This window comes from Kitasatospora aureofaciens (genome assembly GCF_019192735.1).
In the GTDB taxonomy this organism is placed as follows: domain Bacteria; phylum Actinomycetota; class Actinomycetes; order Streptomycetales; family Streptomycetaceae; genus Kitasatospora; species Kitasatospora aureofaciens_A.
In genome coordinates this window covers 79,307-95,730 of record NZ_JAHTKP010000010.1, presented here as the reverse complement: position 1 = coordinate 95,730, position 16,424 = coordinate 79,307, and the positions used below count along the sequence as shown (strand labels likewise).

At 72.0% G+C, this 16,424-nt stretch carries 15 protein-coding genes; 12 read left to right on the top strand and 3 right to left on the bottom strand.

Annotated features, from left to right (window positions below; all coding sequences use genetic code 11):
- Positions 1 to 122: 122 nt before the first annotated feature.
- Together KV557_RS13320 and KV557_RS13315 are read right to left on the bottom strand one after the other, a co-directional pair.
- Positions 123 to 935 (bottom strand): class II aldolase/adducin family protein, encoded by an 813-nt coding sequence (locus KV557_RS13320; protein WP_218200094.1) that lies wholly within the window; start codon positions 933 to 935, stop codon positions 123 to 125.
- A gap of 95 nt (positions 936 to 1,030) precedes the next feature.
- Positions 1,031 to 2,566 carry an FAD/NAD(P)-binding protein gene (locus tag KV557_RS13315; RefSeq protein ID WP_218200093.1) on the bottom strand — a complete coding sequence of 512 codons (1,536 nt, stop codon included), beginning with the start codon at positions 2,564 to 2,566 and terminating at the stop codon, positions 1,031 to 1,033.
- Positions 2,567 to 2,971: 405 nt separating this feature from the next.
- On the opposite strand from KV557_RS13315, the gene KV557_RS13310 reads away from it, so the two are divergent.
- The 5 genes from KV557_RS13310 (at position 2,972) to KV557_RS13290 (ending at position 9,439) form a co-directional block, all read left to right on the top strand.
- Entirely contained in the window at positions 2,972 to 4,195 is a 1,224-nt protein-coding gene (locus KV557_RS13310) for a cytochrome P450 family protein (RefSeq protein ID WP_218200092.1), read from the top strand.
- A 200-nt stretch (positions 4,196 to 4,395) separates the two neighbouring features.
- On the top strand, positions 4,396 to 5,007 hold the full coding sequence (locus KV557_RS13305) for a hypothetical protein (RefSeq protein WP_218200091.1): 612 nt from the start codon (positions 4,396 to 4,398) through the stop codon (positions 5,005 to 5,007).
- Between the two features lie 150 nt (positions 5,008 to 5,157).
- Positions 5,158 to 5,571, top strand: coding sequence for a peptidoglycan-binding domain-containing protein (locus KV557_RS13300; protein ID WP_218200090.1), 414 nt, complete (start codon positions 5,158 to 5,160; stop codon positions 5,569 to 5,571).
- A gap of 308 nt (positions 5,572 to 5,879) precedes the next feature.
- Positions 5,880 to 8,330: an aminotransferase class I/II-fold pyridoxal phosphate-dependent enzyme gene (locus tag KV557_RS13295; protein WP_308129882.1), complete on the top strand. Its 2,451-nt coding sequence runs from the start codon at positions 5,880 to 5,882 to the stop codon at positions 8,328 to 8,330.
- On the top strand, positions 8,327 to 9,439 hold the full coding sequence (locus tag KV557_RS13290) for a prephenate dehydrogenase (protein ID WP_218200088.1): 1,113 nt from the start codon (positions 8,327 to 8,329) through the stop codon (positions 9,437 to 9,439). The genes KV557_RS13295 and KV557_RS13290 overlap by 4 nt, the downstream gene beginning before the upstream one ends.
- A 74-nt stretch (positions 9,440 to 9,513) precedes the next feature.
- Here the strand turns inward: KV557_RS13290 and KV557_RS13285 are convergent, their stop codons facing one another.
- A complete protein-coding gene (locus tag KV557_RS13285) occupies positions 9,514 to 10,044 on the bottom strand; it encodes a YbaK/EbsC family protein (protein ID WP_308129881.1) in 531 nt (176 codons plus the stop codon).
- Between the two features lie 283 nt (positions 10,045 to 10,327).
- On the opposite strand from KV557_RS13285, the gene KV557_RS13280 reads away from it, so the two are divergent.
- From KV557_RS13280 to KV557_RS13250, 7 genes are all read left to right on the top strand, one after another.
- Positions 10,328 to 11,149 (top strand): LuxR family transcriptional regulator, encoded by an 822-nt coding sequence (locus KV557_RS13280; protein WP_218200087.1) that lies wholly within the window; start codon positions 10,328 to 10,330, stop codon positions 11,147 to 11,149.
- A gap of 444 nt (positions 11,150 to 11,593) precedes the next feature.
- Positions 11,594 to 12,553, top strand: a complete 960-nt coding sequence (locus KV557_RS13275) for an ACP S-malonyltransferase (protein WP_218200086.1) — start codon at positions 11,594 to 11,596, stop codon at positions 12,551 to 12,553.
- A 22-nt stretch (positions 12,554 to 12,575) separates the two neighbouring features.
- Positions 12,576 to 13,325 carry a thioesterase II family protein gene (locus KV557_RS13270; RefSeq protein ID WP_218200085.1) on the top strand — a complete coding sequence of 250 codons (750 nt, stop codon included), beginning with the start codon at positions 12,576 to 12,578 and terminating at the stop codon, positions 13,323 to 13,325.
- A 4-nt stretch (positions 13,326 to 13,329) separates the two neighbouring features.
- Complete coding sequence (locus KV557_RS13265) at positions 13,330 to 14,055, top strand: IclR family transcriptional regulator (RefSeq protein ID WP_218200084.1); 726 nt, start codon at positions 13,330 to 13,332, stop codon at positions 14,053 to 14,055.
- A gap of 111 nt (positions 14,056 to 14,166) precedes the next feature.
- On the top strand, positions 14,167 to 14,808 hold the full coding sequence (locus tag KV557_RS13260) for a 2-hydroxychromene-2-carboxylate isomerase (protein WP_218200083.1): 642 nt from the start codon (positions 14,167 to 14,169) through the stop codon (positions 14,806 to 14,808).
- A 69-nt stretch (positions 14,809 to 14,877) separates the two neighbouring features.
- A complete protein-coding gene (locus KV557_RS13255) occupies positions 14,878 to 15,090 on the top strand; it encodes an MbtH family protein (RefSeq protein ID WP_218200082.1) in 213 nt (70 codons plus the stop codon).
- A gap of 196 nt (positions 15,091 to 15,286) precedes the next feature.
- Positions 15,287 to 16,339, top strand: coding sequence for a polyprenyl synthetase family protein (locus KV557_RS13250; RefSeq protein WP_218200081.1), 1,053 nt, complete (start codon positions 15,287 to 15,289; stop codon positions 16,337 to 16,339).
- Positions 16,340 to 16,424: the final 85 nt, after the last annotated feature.

The window sequence follows — 16,424 nt, the reverse complement described above, 5'->3', positions numbered from 1 at the left end:
CCGACGACCGACAACGCGCAACCGGCCCCCGGCTTCAAAGCCGGGGGCCGGTCCGATCTGCGCGGAGCTCGCCTGCGCCGAGGCGCCGCCCAGGTGCGGAAGTCCTTCGCGACGAAGGTCGGCTACTCCTCCAGCAGGTCGGGCTGCTCGGCGACGATCTCGTCCCACAGCAACTGGAAGCTGAACCAGCCGAGTTGGGCGTCGCCGAACCCGGCGCCGGCAGACAGGGCCTGTTCGTGGGTGAACGCCTTCGGGGTGCCCGCCGCGTAGGCGAGCAACTGGACCTGGGCACAGCTGTCGTAGGTGAAGAACCAGTGCACGGCCTCGTCCAGCGAGCCGCCGACCGTGATCAGCCCATGGTGCCGCAGCAGGATGGCGCGGTTGTCGCCGAGCTTCTCCGCGATGTCGCGCCCCTGCGCCAGCGAGACCGAGGGGCCCTCGTACTCGTCGTAAAGGACCTGTCGCCCGTAGAACGCGGCGGACTCCTGGTCGATGGGCTCCAGGAGACGACCGAGCGCACCCAGCGCGCGTGAGTGCGCGGTGTGGCCGTGGGCCGCGGCGGTCGCGTCGGGGTGGAGTTCGTGGATCTGGGAGTGGATCACGAAGGCGCTCGGGTTGATCCGGTGCTTGCCCTCGACGACCCGGCCGACCGAGTCCACACAGATCAGGTCCGCGACCTTGACGTGCTTGAACGACACGCCGAAGGGGTTGACCCAGAAGCGGTCCGGGTACTCGGGGTCGCGGACCGATATGTGGCCCGAGATGCCCTCCCCGAAACCGTACTTGCCGAACAGGCGCAGCGCCGCGGCGAGGCGCTGCTTGCGGTGGCGGCGGGTCTCCTCGGCGGTGGCGAAGACGGGCTCGCCGGGGATCGGGAGTCCGGTGGCCGTGTCGGCCAGGAACTCGGGGCTCTGTTCGTCGGCGCTGGTGCTCATGATGGGGCGTTTCCTCTCTGGACACTGGGCGGGTCGGCGGACACTGGGCGGGTCGGCCGGACGGCGGCAGTCCCCGGCACGGGACGGGAAGCTGCTCAGGTGGAGACGAGGACCTCCTCGGTCCGGGTGGCGTCCAGGCCGGAGGCGTGCGCGAGGATCGCGGCGGCGATGTCGACGCTGCGGTCGACCAGCGACGGGAGACCCCAGGTGAAGAAGAGCGATCCGGAGCCGATGTTGCCGAGCCCGTACAGCCGGGGGTCCGGCGTGCCGTCGACGGTCAGCCGGCTGGTGGCCCGCGCCAAGTGGAGCCCGCCGTGCGGGTGTTGACGTGCGGCATTGCCGTCCACCAGTGAGGTCACCAGCGGCTTCGCGGCCGCGGGGATGCGGCCGGAGGCCGCGTTCACCGCGTTGATCACCCGGTCCGTCGTGAAGGCGGCTCGCTCGGTGACGACGTCGAAGCCTCCGCCCGGGCGCGGGGCGACGGTGCGCAGGCCCGAGTGGCTCTGCAGCTGACCGGTCCCGAAGAGTTCCAGCAGAACGGCCGCACTGCTCGGCGGCATCGGGCAGCACAGGCTCATGACGGTGCGGTAGTGCGCACGGAGCACCTCGGCCTTGTCCTGCGCCCGCAGCAGCGGCCACACGTCCGGGCCGGTCTCCGGGACGGCCCGACGCAGGATGCGCAGGCCCATGTGCGGCGAGTCGACGTCGGCGAACTGCCTGCGCAGCACGTCCACCGGGTCCTCCCGGCCCTCCTGCAGGAGTTCGGACATCACGGCCCGCAGGTCGGCGCCGACCTCCCGGAACTCGTCCGTCATGATCGCGCCGAGCTCCTCGATGGAGAGTTCGCGCTGCTGTCTCCACAGCAGTCCCATCCGCTCCGGAGTGAAGTGCCGGAGCTCGAACGGAACCGGTCTCTGCCGCACCCCCGGGAGGACGCCGCTCCTGGACAGCAGGCTGATCCGTCCGCGGTGCCCCCGGCCGGCCAGCGAGAGGATGATGTCGACGGAGGTCAGGCCGCTGCCGATGACCCCGATGTGGTCGTCCGCGTCGATCTCCTGCAATGTGCCGAGGATCGGGTAGGGGTCGGCCGTGAAACCGGGCGCACCGGAGAGGCCGTACGTGTCCTCCGGGCTGTCGCCGCCGACGCAGAGCGCCACGTAGTCGAACGGCCGGACGTTGCCCCGGCCGGAGCGCAGCACCACCTCGTCGGCGGTCCGGACGGCGGCCTCCACCGACTCCCCGATGAGGTTCACCTGCCAGCCCTGACGGCGCAGGTCGGCGAGGGCGGTGCAGGCGCTCTGCTCAAGGTAGTCGCCGTAGACCGTGCGTGGCGCGAACCGGACGCCGGACCAGCGGTCCAGGCCGTTCGTCGTGCCGGCGATGCGGTCGTGGGTCTCCAGCCATCGCTCGAAGTGGCCCGGGTCGGCCGCCCGGACGGACATGTCGTCCGGTGTTGCGTTCACCCTGAGGGTCTCGGTGTCCGGCTGGTAGGCGCGGCCGCGCCACAGGTGGGGCGACGGCTCGAACACCGTGATGCTGCCCGGTCCGCCCTGAGCACCGGCCAGCGCGTCGATCAGGCAGACCGCGGCCGCGCCACCTCCGACGATGCCGATCGAGAATCCACGCGACATTTCTCAGTCACCTATCGATAAATGGAAGGTGCGGAGTGATCCATCGGCAGTTCTGTCCGGGATCACTGTGTTTCGCCACCCGGAGCGGCAATGCACCGGAGCGCGCATGCCCGGGCCGTCCGGCGAAAACGCCTGTCGTCGGCCGCTATTCCACCGGAGTATTGCCGGTGCCGTGCCGGGCGTCCATCGGACTGGCAGCTAGTTGCCACCCTGCTGGCATTCTGAAATGCCTTCCCATATGGGCTGTTTGAGCTGTCCACGGCCAGTTTCGGCCGGTTGTCGACAGTGAGCTGACGGCCCGTGCAATCAAATATTGAATTCCTTGGGGCTCGGCCGGGCCGCGCTTGGTAGAGGTAGTCACGCACTCTCCCGGTACCGGGGGCGGATTCGAGAGGAAGACATGAGATGACGCAGACGAGCGCAGAGGCACCCGAGGTCCTTGGCCCGGACTTCTTCCGGGACCCGTACCCGCACTACGCGCGGTTCCGCGAGCAGGCCCCGGTGGTTCGCGTCGGCATGGGGCCGATGCCCGTGTGGCTGGTGGTCCGGTACGCCGAGGCGCGTGCCGCACTGACCGACCACCGGCTGGTCAAGGACCAGGACCTCATGGCCAAGGCCGCCGCGGCGCAGGCCGGCGTTGCCCACATGCCGTCGCGCGCGGAGCGCTCGTTCGGTGAACGGGTGCTCACCAGCCACCTGCTGGCGATGGACCCGCCGGACCACACCCGGCTGCGCGGCCTCGTCGGCCGGGCGTTCACCATGCACCGGCTCCGGCTGCTGAAGCCGCGGATCGCGAAGGTGGCCGAGGGGCTCCTCGACGCCGTAGACGGTCAGCCGGAGGTGGACCTGCTGACGGCGCTGGCGTACCCGATGCCCGTCATGGTCCTGTGCGAGCTGCTGGGCGTTCCCGGCGAGGACCAGATCCAGTTCCGGGACCAGTGCGTGGCCCTGAACGAGGCGTCAGCGGACACCATGGGCCCGATCGCCGAGGAGATGGCTCAACTGGTGCTGAGCTGGATCGCCCGCCGCCGCGCGAACCCGGGGGAGGACCTGCTCACGGACCTGATCCAGGTCCTCGACCACGAGGGGGGGATCAGCGAGGAGGAGCTCGTCTCCATGATTTTCCAGGTGATGAGTGCGGGCTCCGGCCCGAGCAGCCACCTGATCGGCAACGGCATGCTGTCCCTGCTGAAGAATCCCGAGCAGCTCGCGCTGCTCCGCGCGGACCGGTCCCTGCTGTCCGGAGCCGTCGACGAGTTCGCCCGGTACGAGACGACGGTGCACATCTCCATGCCGTGGGTCGCGGCGGACGCGCTCGATCTCGGCGGCGTGTCCATCGCGGCCGGCGACCTCGTCATGGTCGCGAACGGGTCGGCGAACCGCGATCCGGCGCAGTTCCCCGACCCGGACACCTTCGACATCCGCCGCAGCACGGCCGGCCACATCGGCTTCGGCCACGGCATCCACCACTGCCTGGGCGCCTCGCTCGGCAAACTGATCGCCGAGGCGGCCGTGACGGCCCTGCTCGACCGGTACGACCGGATCGAGCTCGCGGTGCCGTCCGAGGAGATCACCCACAAGATGTTCCCCGCCCGGCTGCTGGAGCGGCTTCCGCTCCTCGTCGGCTGACCCGCCGCGCCCGCGCAGCTCCTGCGCAAGGTGTGGATCCGACTCCCCCGCGAGAGTGAGTCGCTCCGTTCTCAGGGCGGATGTGTCGCTACGGCGCTCACCGCGATCATCGATTCAGCAAGGTAGCACTGCCCACGGGGTCGGTGCGGACGCAGCAGACCGTCCGCACCGACCGGGCGCCCGGACCAGGAGGTTCCCCCATGACCGCTCGCTCTTTTCTGGAACGGCTGCACGGCCGGACGGCGGCGGGCGTGCCCAGATGGGCGGTGTGGGTCGCGTTCGCGATTTCGATGACCGTGCTGCCCGCCGGGCTCTGGCGGGTCGTGAGCGTCGACTTCCGGGTTCCGCTGATGGACGCCCCGGGCGACGGCCGCCCGCCGCCGGCCTGGTTCGGCGGCGAGTGGTGGTACGTCCTCGGGCTGAGCGCGGTCAGTGAGGCCCTGGCGTTCCTGGCGTTCGGCCTGGTGAGCGAGTGGGGTGAGGTGTGGCCCCGGTGGATCCCGTGGCTGGGTGGCCGGCGGGTGCCGATCCTCGCCGCGGTCATCCCGGCCGGCCTCGGCGCGACGTTCAACACCCTGCTCTGGCCGTACTCGATGATCATGATCAGTTTCGGTCGCAGGGTCGACGGCGGCGTCGACCCCGGTGTGGGCACGCACGGCTGGCAGGTCTTCGTCTTCTACGCGTCGTACTGGCCGCTGGCCGCCTGGGGGCCGCTGCTCGGCATCCTCACCGTGCACTACTACCGCCGTCGCAAGGCCGCCGAGTCGGTCGGCGGCACGCAGCGGAAGGTTGAAGCCGCCGTCGCCGGGTGATGGGCGGCCTCCGGAGATTCTGTCCGCTTGTGGTCAAGAGCCCCCGGAAGCGGCTGCTCCGCCCGTTGGTGGGCGCAGGATTGACCGGGTCGGGCCCGACACAACGCACCGCCCTGAAGCATCTTCCGCTGAAACGAGGAGGTTCAACCCTTGCGTAAGACTTGGGCTCTTCGTGCCGCCACCCTCACCCTCGGTGCGGGTGCCGTCCTCGGTCTGGCCGTCGGCTCGGCCGGTGCCGCCACCGCGGCCACGACCCTCCAGCTGGGGGACTCCGGCCCAGCGGTCACCTGTGTTCAACAGGCGCTGAACCTTGAGATCGGCTCCGGCCTCGCGGAGGACGGCGTCTACGGCCAGAGCACCGCCGACGCCGTGGCCAAGTTCCAGCCGATGACCAACGTGATGATCACGAACAGTCAGCTGCCGGCGACCGGCGTGGTCGACGCCACCACCGGGAGCAAGCTCTACAAGTCCGTGTGGCTCGACTTCATGTGGGTCAACCCCGGGGACAACGCCGCCCGGAAGGCTTGGCTCACCGGCAGCTGCCCCACCCTGATTCCGCGCTGACCAACGCATCGGCGGAGAACGACCGTTGACGGCGGCGGGGAGAGGGATTCGCGGTGTGTACGCGCGAATCCCTCTCCCCGCCGTCGCGTTGGCGCCTTGACCGTGCAGTGGTGTCGGCGTCGTCGGGCCGTCCCCGGCAGCAGCGGACTCCCCGATCCTGTCAGTAAGTTGTCGATCTGCTATGGGGCCGACGTCGGACCGGTCGGCGGTGACGTCTAATCGACATCGCTTCCAACCGTCGGATGGGAACTCACCATGTACGCACACCACTTCGCGCTCGCGACGCCCTCGAGGGAGGCGGTCACCCCGTGACGGCCGACACCGCGCGGAGCGCGGCTCCGCAGGCGCTGACCCTGGACGACTACGCCGCGCTGGCCCGTGAGCGCCTGGACCCGTCGCTCTGGGACTTCATCCAGGGCGGGGCGGGGGAGGAGCGGACGCTCTCCCGGAACCTCCTGGCCTTCGACCGGATGCGGCTGCGCACCCGGGTGCTGACCGGGGTGAGCGAGGTCGACACCTCGGTCACGGTGCTCGGCCGCCGCTGGGCTGCCCCGGTGGGGGTGGCCCCGATGGCATACCACACGCTGGTCCACCCCGGGGGCGAGATCGCCACCGTGCAGGCGGCCGGGGTGGCGGGCCTGCCGGTCGTGGTGAGCACCTTCGCCGGGCAGCCCTTCGACAAGCTGGCCGCCGCCGCGAGTTCGCCGCTCTGGCTGCAGGTCTACTGCTTCCGCGACCGCGAGACGACCCGTCAACTCATCGAGCGGGCCGAGCAGGCGGGCTTCGAGGCGCTCGTTCTCACGGTGGACACGCCCCGGCTCGGCAGGCGGCTGCGCGACCTGCGCAACGACTTCCGGCTGCCCGCGGGCATCGTGCCGGCCAACCTGCCGCCGGCCGACTACTCCTCGCCGAGCGGCCACGGGCGCGCCGAACTGGACCCCGCGCTGGACTGGTCGGTGGTCTCCTGGCTGCGGTCGGTCAGCAACCTGCCCGTCCTGCTCAAGGGGATCACCACGGGCGAGGACGCCACCCGTGCGATCGAGGCCGGCGTGGACGGCGTCATCGTCTCCAACCACGGCGGACGCCAACTCGACGGCACGTACGGGACCCTGGAGGTGCTGGCGGACGTCGCCGGCGCGGTGGGCGGCCGTTGCCCGGTGCTGCTGGACGGCGGCGTTCGGCGCGGCACCGACGTGCTGACGGCGCTCGCTCTCGGCGCCGACGCCGTCCTGCTGGGCCGCCCGGTGCTGCACGGCCTGGCGGTGGCCGGGCAGACCGGTGTCACCGGCGTGTTCGACATCCTGGTCGGGGAGTTCGAGGACGCGCTGCTGTTGACCGGCACCCGCTCGGCCGCCGACGCGGGCCCCGCCGTGCTGGAGCCAGGCCCGTCCACCGTGCCCGCGCCGCGTGCCGCCGCACCGGCCGAACAGCCGTCCACCCCGGGCGTCCTGCGCAAGGAGGAACTGCACGCCAGTGTCAGCGACCCGGTGCTGGACACCATGAACTTCCTCAACGAGGTGACCATCCGCTACCCCGAGGCGGTCTCCTTCGCCCCGGGCCGGCCGTACGAGGGCTTCTTCGACACCGAGCAGCTCTTCACGCACATTCGCCGCTACCTCGACCACCTGGCCGAGCAGGGCGACACCCCCGAGGGCATCCGGACCAAGCTGTTCCAGTACGGGCCCACCGCCGGGCTGATCAACGGGCTGATCGCCGACTCGCTGCGCAAGGACGAGGGCATCGACGTCACCCCCGCGTCGATCGTGGTCACGGTGGGCTGCCAGGAGGCGATGTTCCTCACCGTTCGGGCGCTGTTCGCCGGCCCGCAGGACGTCCTGCTCACCACCAGCCCCTGCTACGTGGGGATCACCGGCGCGGCCGCGCTGCTCGGCATCCCGGTGACCGCGATCGAGGAGGGACCGGACGGCCTCTCCTGCGCGGCGGTCGAGGCGGCCGTCCTGGCGGAGCGGGCCCGCGGGCGGCGCCCGCGCGCGCTCTACGTGGTGCCCGACCACTCCAACCCGTCCGGCAACACCATGCCCCGGCAGACCCGCGAGGACCTGCTCGCGCTCGCGGAGCGCCTCGACCTGCTCCTGATCGAGGACAACCCCTACCGCCTGGTCAGCACCGGCACACGGCTGCCCACGCTCAAGTCGCTCGACACCGGCCGCCGGGTCGTTCACCTCGGCTCGTACTCCAAGACGGCCTTCCCCGGCGCGCGGATCGGGTTCGTGGTCGCGGACCAGCCGGTCGAGGACGCCTCCGGGGCCACCGGCCTGCTCGCCGACGAACTCGCCAAGATCAAGAGCATGGTGACGGTGAACACCCCGCCGCTCAGCCAGGCCGCGGTGGCCGGCCTGCTGCTGGCCGCCGACGGGCGGCTCTCCGAGCTCAACGCCGGGCCCGCCGCGCACTACGGGGACGTCCTGGCGGCCGTGCTGGAGCAGTTGGAGCGGCACTTCCCCGAGGCGCGGCGCCGCGAACTCGGCATCAGCTGGAACGTCCCCAGCGGCGGGTTCTTCCTCACCGTCAACGTCCCGTTCGCGGTGGACAACACCGCCCTGCTGCGCTCCGCCGAGGAGCACGGCGTCATCTGGACCCCGATGTCGTACTTCTACCCCCAGGGAGGGGGCGAGCACGAAATGCGACTCTCCTTCAGCTACCTGACCCGCGCGGACGTCGAGGACGGCATCGCCCGGCTGGCGCGCTTCGTCGAGGCCGAAGCCGCGGCCACAGCCGTCGACGGGCCCGGCCGATGAGGAGCGCCGTCGTCATCGGAACCGGGGCGATCGGCACCTCCGTCGCCCTCGCGCTGACCCGGCACGGGGTGGCGGTGTACCTGGACGACGTGAACCGGACGGCGGCCAGGACGGCGGAGGCCATGGGCGCGGGCTCGCTGGCCGCACCGGACGCGCCGGTCGACCTCGCCGTCCTCGCCGTGCCGCCCGCGCACGTCGGTACCGTCCTGGCGCAGGCGCAGCGCGACGGCCTGGCCCGTGCCTACACCGACGTCGCCAGCGTGAAGGCGCAGCCGCACGACGAGATCGGGCGCGCCGGGGCGGACCCGGCCAGCTACATCGGCGGGCATCCGATGGCCGGCACCGAACGCTCCGGGCCGCTCGCCGGCCGGGCCGACCTGTTCGAGGGCCGGCCGTGGGTGCTCACGCCGTCCGCGCACACCGGCCAGGAGACGCTCAACCGCGCCCTGGAGCTCGCCTCGCTGTGCGGCGGCACGCCGGTGGTGATGGACGTCGCCGCGCACGACCGCGCCGTCGCCCTCATCTCGCACGCCCCGCACCTGGTCTCGTCCCTGATGGCGGCCCGCCTGGCGGACGCGGGGGAGGACAGCATCCGGGTCTCGGGCCAGGGGGTGCGGGACGTCACCCGCATCGCGGCGGGGGACCCCGGCCTCTGGGGCGACATCCTGGACGCCAACGCCGCCGCCGTCGCGGACGTCCTCGACGAGTACGCCGCCGACCTCGGCCGGGCGATCACCGCCCTGCGGGGCCTGGCCGGCAGCGACACCGCACGGCGCAAGCACGCCGCGGCCACCCTGGACGACGTCCTGCGGCACGGCAACCGCGGGCGGGCGCGGGTCGCCCACAAGTCGGGCACACCGCTCACCGACCTCACCCCCGTCCCGGTGCTGGTGCCGGACCAACCGGGCGCCCTGGCACGGCTGTTCACCGCGGTGGGCGAGATCGGGGTGAACATCGAGGACGTCCGGATCGAGCACTCGATGGACCGGCCCCGCGGCCTGGTCGAGCTGCTCGTGCAGCAGCAGTCCGCGTCGGCGCTCTCCCGGCTGCTGGACGCAGACGGCTGGACCGTGGCGGAGGAGGCGGCGGTCGCGGCCGGTTCCCGATGACCGAAGGCGGAGCTCCGGGGGTGCGGGATTGCCGCACCCCCGGAGCTCCGCCGTGGCGGTGGCCCGCGGCTCGATCAGCCGACGGCCACCGGATCGCGCTGCGCCACCGGCCTGATCAGCGGGCAGGCGAGGGCGGCCCAGTCCGCGGGCGCGACCGCCAGCGAGCGGTCGAGCCGGGCCGCGTTGAAGAAGATCTCCTCGGGCTCGAGCAGCGTGGGGTCGGCCAACAGCTCAAGGTCCCGGTGGAAGGTGAAGGGCACGATGGATCCGCTGCGGCACTGGGTGAGCCGCTCCGCGGTCGGTCGGTCGGCGAACGTCGTCCGGTCGCCGCCGACATGGTGTGTGACGGCTTCCAGGTCGACCCGGCGATCACCGGGCACGACGACGACACTGTGTCGGGGCAGGCCCCCGGCGGTCCTGGTGCGGACCACGATGCATTTCGCGGCCTGTCGGAGCGAATGCCCGCGTATTTCACTGGCCTCGGCGGTGCGTCCTTCCGGACGGTGGTGAATCAGACGGAACGGCGTCCCGGACGACGACATCATTGTCATGATCCGGCGGTAGACGCCGTACTCGGGCTCGTCCGTGAGCTGAGTGCTGTTCACGGAATTTCCTCCCTCGAAAGGCTGATCCGAACGTAATGCCTGTCGGGATCGGAAATTCCGGAGCTGGCCACTACCTGTCATGACCGGAATCGGTCAACCGGGCCCGTTCGGGGGGCGCCGATCGCCACTTTGGGTGGACGTCCGCGCACAGGCCGTCGCCGATCGGGGCGTGCGTTGGGCCTCGGTCCGACCGGTCGCGCAGCTTGCTGACAGCACCGTAGGACCGTCGAGGTGCCGGACTGTTCGATGACGGTGGACGGAGTCGCATGTCATGGGGGTAGCCATGAGGGAACTGTCGAGCAGGCCGGGGCGGGCGTCGCTCACCCGTCGCCGGTTCGGGGACGAGGTCGAACAGGGGCTGTTGGAGGTTCAGGCCCTGATCGAGGACACCGTGGCGAGACACCGCAACTTCGTGTCCCGAGCGGCCGTGGTCACCTCCGTGCCGCCGGACGAGGCGGAGCTGTCCGCCGAGGCCGCCCGGCTGATCGGGCGCACCAGGCGCAGGCTTGAGGTGGTGCTCGCCTCGGACGTGCCCAGGGCCAAGGGGATCTACAAGGCGCTGGGCGAGATGCTCGGCGCGTGCGGCGACGCGGTCACCGTGCGGCTGCTGTGCGTGCCGGAGACGCTGGACCGGGAGTTCGTCCGGGAGCAGCTCGACGCGGGCCGCCACCTGGAGGTCCGGACGTGTCAACTGCCCTGGATGGAAACGGTCCTGGTGGACAATCAGGTCGTCCTCGCCTGTGCCGACCTGGTGACCGGCAGCCGGCAGGCGGCGGTGATCCAGGACGTTTCGGTGATCCGCACCATGCACAACCTGTTCGCGGGCGTCTGGCGGCGTGCCGTCCCGGTGGAGGGCCAGTTCGAGTTCGGGAGCCGGGCCAGGGCGGAGTTCGCCCGGCGCATCCTCGACCGGTTGAACGCCGGCGTGACGGACGAGGTGGCCGCCCGAGACCTCTCGGTCTCGGTCCGCACCTACCGCCGGTACGTCGCCGAGATCATGGAGATGCTCGGCGCGAACTCCCGCTTCCAGGCCGGTGCGCGCGCCGCCGAACTCGGGCTGCTGACCGTGGGGCAGCCGCCCCGCCCGGCCCGCCGTACCGCCTGACCTGCGGCGCGGGCCGTCGCGCGGCCATCGGCCGGGCCGTGGCAGCTTCCTGAAACGGGCGTTGCCGCCGGTTCGGGCGGGCGGATAGAAATGGCGGCGGAAACCAGTTGTCGGCGAATACCGGTCGGTTCGCGGTCGGAACACGGCAGTTGGACGCCGACCGGAAATCGGTCGGACAACGGTGCGGCCCCGACCCGGGACCCGCCGTCGACCGGGATTCGCATCGCGCGGATCGACGTCAGCAGAACCAGTAAGCCTCCGGCAGCCACCTCCCCGGGCGGGTCGCCGGAATTGCCGTTCGGGTGAGGAGCGTTCCGTTTTCGGTGGGAAACGGTGCGCCCCGGACGGCGACAAGCGGCGGAGCCGGCCCCGCACCCCCGGTGGGGCCGGCTCCGCCTCAGAGACCCGGGCAACTCGGTGATCCGCCGGCTGGAAGGTGTGGCCATGACCCCCGAACCGATCGCGCTGCTGTTCCCCGGGCAGGGCACCCAGAAGCAGGGCATGGGTGCCCCCTGGCGGGACACCGAGGCGTGGTCCCTCGTCGCAACGGTCTCCGAGCAGGCGGGGGAGGACGTCGCCGAGCTGCTCCTGCACACCGACGGCGCGCTGCTGCGCCGCACCGATCTGGCCCAACTGGTGATCTTCACGGTCGACGTGATGGCCCATGACGAGGCGCGCCGCCGCGGACTGCTGTCCGAGGCGCCGGTCGCCGCTTGTGCCGGCCACAGCCTGGGCGAGTACGCCGCCCTGGTGGCGGCAGGGGCGCTCGGGCTCGCGGACGCGGCCATGCTGGTCGCCGTCCGTGGCCGCGCCATGCGGGAGGCGGCCGAGCTGTCCGACAGCACCATGGGCGTGCTGGTCGGCGCGCCCCTGCCGGCCGTCGAGGCGCTGGCCGCCGACGCCCGGGCGGCCGGACACCAGGTCTGGGTGGCCAACGTGAACGCGCCCGGCCAGGTGGTGCTCTCCGGCTCCGCGGACGGCGTGGCCGCGGCCGCCGCCGAGGCGCCCGGGATCGGCGCGAAGCTGATCAGCGTCCCGGTCGGCGGGGCCTTCCACAGCCCGTACATGGCGCCCGCCGCCGAGCGGCTGCGGGCCGCACTGGTGGGCGTCGAGTTCGCCACGCTGCACACCCCGGTGGTCGCCAACGTGGACGCCCGCCCCCACACGTCCGGCGCCGACTGGCCGGAACTGATGGATCGTCAATTGACGTCGCCGGTGCTCTGGGAGGCCGGGATCCGCACGCTGGTCGGCCGGCTCGGGTGCGAGCGGCTGATCGAGCTGGGCCCCGGCCGCACGCTGGCCGGCATGGTCCGCCGCATCACACCGGAGACCGAAGTGCTCTCCATCGACAGCCCGGTGGCCCTCGGGGCCGTCGGCCCGGCGGTGTCGGGTACGCGGGGATGACGTACGGACAGGAGAGGGAGAGATGATCGAGAGCGCAGTCGACAGCCGGTGGTTCCGGCGCTACCCGCCATCGGACGGCGAGGTCGTCCGACGGGTGGTCTGCCTGCCGCACGCGGGCGGGGCCGCCAGCACGTTCCACGGCTGGGCCGACTACTTCGGCGGCGGGGTCGAGGTCCTGGCGACCCGCTACCCCGGCCGGCAGGAGCGGATCACCGAGGACTGCATCACCAACATGGCGGAGCTCGCCGCGGCGGTCACCGAGGCGCTGCTCCCGTTCCTGGACGTGCCGCTGCACGTGTTCGGCCACAGCATGGGCGCCTCGCTCGGCTACGAGGTCGCGCTGAAGCTGGAGAAGGAGCACGGCGTCCGGCTCGCCGGCCTGTACGTGTCGGGCCGCAAGGCGCCGCACCGGGTGAACCCCGAGCCCACCTACCTCGGCGGTGACGAGGCCCTGATCGGTGAGGTGCTCAGGCTCGGCGGAACCGAGGCGCGGCTGCTCAGCGACCCCGACCTGTACGAGCTGGTGATGCCCGCCATGCGGGCCGACTTCGAGATCGTCGGCACCTACCACGCGCAGCCCGGGCACCCGGTGAGCTGCCCGGTGGTCGGCTATGTCGGCGACCGCGACCCGGGGATCAGCCCGGTCGACATGGCGGCCTGGGCTGACGTGTCCGCCGCCTCCTTCGACCTGACGGTGTTCCCGGGGGGCCACTTCTACCTGCTGGAGCAACGGGACGCGCTGGTGCGCGACCTGGCCGCACGGATCGTGTGACGCGATGAGCACCGTGACCTCGGAGGCGCGCAGCGGCGTCGGCGTCCTGGACAAGACCTCGCTGCTGCTCGGCGTGCTGGCCGGCGGACCGGCCTCGTTGCGGACCCTGAGCGAAGTCACCGGGCTGTCCCGGGCGACCGTGCACCGGCTCGCGCTCGCGCTGGAGAACATTCGCCTGCTGACCCGGGACGCCCAGGGGCGGTTCGTGCTCGGCCCGCGGATCGGCGAACTCGCCGAGGAGGCCGGCCGCGACCGGCTGCTGCAGGGCGCCGAGCGCGTGCTGGCGGAGCTGCGGGTCCGTACCGGGGTGAGCGCCCGGCTCTACCGGCGCCACGGCGACCAGCGGATCTGTGTGGCCACGGCGGAGGGCCCCGGCACCGGACGGCAGGCCCGATCGGCACTGGGCGTGGCGCTGCCGATGAAGGCGGGCGCGGGCTCCCAGGTGCTGCTGGCCTGGGAGGACCCGCAGGAGATCACCCAGGCCATCCGGGCGGCCGGCTTCGGCGCGGTCACCCTGACCAAGGTGCGCCAGCAGGGCTGGGCGCAGAGCCTGGGGGCCGGCGAGCTGGGCTTCGCCGCGGCTGCGGTGCCCGTGCGCGGGGCCGCCGGGCGGGTGGTGGCCGCGCTGGTGCTGGACGGGCCGGTCACGTTGATGTCCCGGGCCCCGGGCCGGCTGTACGGCGGTCTGCTGATCGATGCGGCCGCCCGGCTCGGCGGGGGGCTGACCTGACCGACCGTCCGGGAATTCCTGGCAGTTACTTGCCGGACGGCTTGTCCGGGCCCGGTGGAAATCGATAGAAATCCGAACGGCGATTCATTTGCGAATTCCTTGGAGACGGTGATGGCAAGAAAGCCACCGCGCTGGTACTTCTCGTTCAGCAGCGCGTACTCCTGGATGGCCTACCGGGACCTCACCACGAGGTACCCCGATGTGGCGGAGACGATCGACTGGCTGCCGTTCTGGGAGCCGGACGACGCCCACCACGACCACCTGGAGGCGACCGGGGTGCAGCTGCCCTACGTTGCGATGTCCCGGGAGAAGTACCTGTACGTCCTCCAGGACGTCCGTCGGCTGGCCCTGGAGCGTGAGCTGCGGATGGTCTGGCCGGTGGACCGCGCGCCCCGCTGGGAGGTCTCGCACCTGGCCTACCTGGTGGCCAGGGACCACGGCCGCGGCCGGCAGTTCATCGACGCGACCTACCGGGCCAGGTGGGAGGAGGGGCTGGACATCTCCGACCCCGAGGTCGTCGCCGGGCTCGGCGAGCGAGTCGGCCTCGACCCCGGACTGACGGGCGGGGCGTGGCAGGACCCGGAGGTCCGCACCCGGGGCCTGGAGGCGCTCAACCTCCCTTACCGGGACGGGGTGTTCGGAGTCCCCTACTTCATCGACGGCTACCAGCGGTTCTGGGGCATCGACCGGCTGCCCGGATTCGTCTCCGCCGTGCGCCACCGCATGGCGGCCGCCACCGCGGCCGCCCGCTGACCAACGTCGGCCGACGTCAACCGACGCCGACGCCCGTTCCATCCGCAACCAACCAACAGGAGCCCGATCATGGCGACCAACCCGTTCGAGGACGACAGCGCCTCCTACTACGTCCTCGTCAACGAGGAGAACCAGCATTCGCTGTGGCCCGCCTTCGCCGAGGTCCCGGCCGGCTGGACCGTCGTGCACGGCCAGGAGAGCCGCGAGAACTGCCTCGACTACATCAACACCAACTGGACGGACATGCGCCCGAAGAGCCTCGTCGAGGCGATGGGCGCCTGACCTTCGATCACCTGACAGCGGCTCCCCATGGCCGCGGCACGCACTCAGGCCCCGGTCCGACCCCACGCGGACCGGGGCCTGCCGTCTGCCCGCTGACAGCTTGTTGCCAGCCTGTCCCGGGAATTCGGCCGATCCCCGCGCACGGGCCCTAGGGTCGGGCTCGAACGACCGTGCTGACGCTCTGCCCGGAGGAACGATGACCACGCTGACCGCCGAGCCGCGGCCGGACTCCCTCGTGGCCCGCCTGGCCCTGGCCGACCCGGGGCTCACCGCCCGGCTGCACCGCGGCCTGGCCGACGCCGAGACCCGCCTGCGCGAGACGGCGGCCGATGTGCCGAACGCGCTGGTCGCCGAGTGGTCGCGGTACCTGATCGAGGCCGGCGGGAAGCGCCTGCGGCCGCTGCTGGTACTGCTCGCGGCCGAGTTCGGCGCCGGGGCCGGGGCCGGGGCCGAAGACGACCGGACGGGCCAGGTGCTGGACGCCGCCGCTCTGGTCGAACTGATACACGTGGCCTCGCTGCACCACGACGACGTGATGGACGGCGCCCGCAGCCGGCACGGCGTGCTGAGCGCCCCGGCCCGCTGGGGCAACCGGACGGCGGTGCTGCTCGGCAACCGGCTGCTGGTCAGGGCCGGCCGGCTCGCCGCGGGCCTCGGGGACGACGTGATCAGGATGCAGGGCGGTGCCGCCGAACGCCTGGTCCGGGGCCAGCTGCGGGAGTTGACCGGGCCGGCGGCGGGGGAGTCCCCGCTGACCCACCACTTCGCGGTGATCGCCGACAAGACGGCCTCGCTCATCTCCCTGGCGCTGCGCCTGGGCGCCGAGGTGGCGGGTGCGCCCGCACCGGCCGTCCGGGCGCTGGCCGAGTACGGAGAGCAGCTCGGCATAGTCTTCCAACTCTCGGACGACCTGCTGGACTTCGTCGCCGATCCGGCGGAGTCCGGCAAGGACGCCGGGATCGACCTCGCCGTCGGGGTGCGGACCCTGCCGGTGCTGCTGGCGCTCAGTGAGGACGGGCCGCGCGCGGCCGAGCTGCGCCGGCTGCTGGAGGGCGGCCCACTCGCCGACGAGCGCAACCGCCGCCGCGCGGCGGAGCTGCTGCGCAGCTCCAGCGCCGAGGCCCGAGCCCGGGAACTCCTGCACTCCTGCGCGACGGACGCCCGCGACGCGCTGTCCGCCCTGCCGGACCTCCCGGCCCGGGACGCGCTGTCCGCCCTGGTCGGCCTGGTCGAACACCGTACTGCGTAGGGCCAGTCTTCGAACTCCCGCCCGGCAAGCGGGAGTTCGAAGACGGGCCAAACCGCTTGCCCGCACGCGAAGGGGCCGCCGGGTC